The sequence below is a fragment of the Photorhabdus sp. HUG-39 genome (assembly GCF_963878365.1).
GTDB classification, from domain to species: Bacteria; Pseudomonadota; Gammaproteobacteria; order Enterobacterales; family Enterobacteriaceae; genus Photorhabdus; species Photorhabdus kayaii.
This window is the reverse complement of the sequence record NZ_CAWNWY010000087.1, coordinates 1-2,321: the sequence shown is the minus strand read 5'-3', so window position 1 is coordinate 2,321 and position 2,321 is coordinate 1. Positions and strand designations below refer to the sequence as shown.

The 2,321-nt window shown below is 47.7% G+C and carries 4 protein-coding genes and 1 pseudogene; 2 read left to right on the top strand and 3 right to left on the bottom strand.

The genetic code is table 11. The features are described 5' to 3' along the window. Positions 1-192 precede the first annotated feature (192 nt). Positions 193-333 (bottom strand): hypothetical protein, encoded by a 141-nt coding sequence (locus AAC155_RS24050; protein ID WP_158536619.1) that lies wholly within the window; start codon positions 331-333, stop codon positions 193-195. Between the two features lie 177 nt (positions 334-510). Here AAC155_RS24050 and AAC155_RS24040 point away from each other — a divergent pair. Both AAC155_RS24040 and AAC155_RS24035 read left to right on the top strand, forming a co-directional pair. Further along, positions 511-1,113 (top strand): annotated as a pseudogene (locus AAC155_RS24040) (RHS repeat-associated core domain-containing protein); the annotation flags it as partial. Between the two features lie 3 nt (positions 1,114-1,116). Then, positions 1,117-1,644, top strand: coding sequence for an SMI1/KNR4 family protein (locus AAC155_RS24035; protein ID WP_113044407.1), 528 nt, complete (start codon positions 1,117-1,119; stop codon positions 1,642-1,644). 46 nt (positions 1,645-1,690) lie between these two features. Here the strand turns inward: AAC155_RS24035 and AAC155_RS24030 are convergent, their stop codons facing one another. Both AAC155_RS24030 and AAC155_RS24025 read right to left on the bottom strand, forming a co-directional pair. Then, positions 1,691-1,888, bottom strand: coding sequence for a DUF7706 family protein (locus AAC155_RS24030; protein ID WP_113044406.1), 198 nt, complete (start codon positions 1,886-1,888; stop codon positions 1,691-1,693). Positions 1,889-1,902: 14 nt separating this feature from the next. Then, on the bottom strand, positions 1,903-2,223 hold the full coding sequence (locus AAC155_RS24025) for a SymE family type I addiction module toxin (RefSeq protein WP_036846042.1): 321 nt from the start codon (positions 2,221-2,223) through the stop codon (positions 1,903-1,905). Positions 2,224-2,321: the final 98 nt, after the last annotated feature.

Here is a 2,321-nt window from a genome sequence, read left to right as displayed (position 1 = left end):
AGCAGGCCAGCAAGCTGGCCGCAATTTATTGCCCCCACCCCAACCCCGCTGCACTGGCTGCGCCCGGTTCGCAGTCGCAAGCTCCTTGCTCATTCCCGTGCTCGCCATCTCCGCCCCGTGCAGCCCCCAGGGGCTTCCCTGCTGAACAGCGTCACCTGCGGGCCTCGCCGGCCCGCACCCGGCCAACCCGCGTCAGCGGCGCAGACAAGCTGCCCCGCCGCCACGGGTTATCGATAAAACCCGGTTCTGGCAGGTTGAAAGGCGGTGTACAAACACGTCAGCAAATACACACAAGGGGTTAACGGCAGCTAACACCGCCGCTATACTGCTCAATGTGCAGACCGGATAAGGGCGTCAGGGTATGGCGGTAGCGTGCACACATCCTGAAAAGGCACGTCGGGTCAAAAAAAGTTGCAGGAGCAAAATGGGCGAAACGCGTCCTTCTGAAAGCCTTGTCCTGTGCGGCCTGGCATCGCCCTATAAGTATGACTGCCTCGGAGCTGATGCCCCTTTTGTGGGCAGTACGAAGACGAGGAAAGCGGGCTATACTATAATCGTTTTAGGTATTACGATAACGAGACCGGGCAATATCTCTGTGCCGACCCGATTGGGCTGGCAGGGAGTCTGAATCCCTATTCGTATGTCCATAATCCGGCGAACTGGATTGATCCGCTCGGATTAGCGGGATGTCCTAATAGTATTAAATATGGCGAATTAGATCATTTAGGGCGCCCTACAGGGGTTCATGCCACTTTAGATAAAGGTCATATTAATACAGGTACGCACGCTAATCCTGATATACAGCCGCCAGGATTTATTACCGGAAAAGGTTCTAACAGAGCTAGGGGCCATTTGCTCGGACGACAATTAGGTGGTTCTGGTGATGATGTTAGAAACCTAGTTACTCTTCAACAAAGACCTACTAATACTCCTGTCATGAGTGGAGTCGAGGGTAGAATAAGAAAAGCCTTAGAACAGGGAGAAGTTATTGAAATGAGTTCTATTCCTATTTATAAGGGACCATCCAGAATACCAGCAGGTATTACAATGAAAGCTGAAGGTTCAGGGGGCTCCTTTGAATATGTCACTGTTCTTAACCCCCCAGGAATGTAAATAATGAGTATAGAAAGCTTAAAGAATCTATTGCCCTTGCCTGTTCATCCTAATGAAAATGGTGAAGGTGAAACGTGGCCGTTAATAGATGAACAGCATTCTTTTCCTAAGGACTATATTGATTTTATAACCCAATATGGAACAGGTAGGATTGCTGATTTTATCACTATATTTAACCCATTTAGCGAAGATGATGATTTAAATTTTTTTAGGCAGAAAGAATGGATTATTGAAGATTTTCAGTCCCTTGTTGAATCTGATCCAGATTATTATCCGTTTATTCTTTATCCTGATATTAATGGATTGCTTCCTATAGGAGTTACAGATAACGGCGATTATATATTTTGGGTTGCATCGTCAGATAATAGTGACTTATGGAATGTCGCTATTATTGCGGCAAGAGCACCAGAAGTTGAATATAGGCAAGAAAATTTCATTAATTTTTTAGAAGGTGTTTTATCAGGAAACGTCAAATGCATGTCATTCCCTGATGGTTTTCCTTCTAAAAATATAGAATTTAGCAGCATTTAAAAATAAGCCGGAAAGATCCCCCGCGATCTTCCGGCCTTCTGATGATCTACCTTGGTGAATACCCTCGGTAAGCCAGTGCCGACTGTAGCTTAGAGATCGCATCCTTAATCTGATACGCTTCCTCATCATTCACCGCGCACGACCGTATCTCTGACCAGTTCAGCCGCTTAACCAATTGAGCCAAAGCCAGCGCTTCAATATGGGTTAACTGAATGTCCTGCAAATGTTCAATGGCTATCGTCATCTCATGCTCTCCCCTTAACCCACAAAACCGGTTATCAACGCCCGCATCTGCTGCTTTATCTCCCGCAGTTGGGCCTGCTGCCGCTGGTACTGCTGATGCTGTTGTTGCGTGGCTTCACTGTCAGGAATGAGCACCAGACAGCCATCCATCACCTTCACCGTAATCTGGCCGCCGGTATTAAACCCCGCCTGTCTCAGCCACTGTCCCTTAAGATGTATCGCCGGGGTGGCGTTGTTGACCTTATTCCCGTTCGGTACATAACCCACCGTGTAATAACGTTCTGTTTTCACGGCTTTATTTACCGCCGCTTCTGCTTTAGAATGCGCCTTAGCCATAGTCACTACTCCTATAGTTGCTGTGGTAAGCGGCGGTAACGGGTGCCAGCCCGTTATCCCCGCGCTAAATATCAACAGATTATCGCTTAATCACCTGC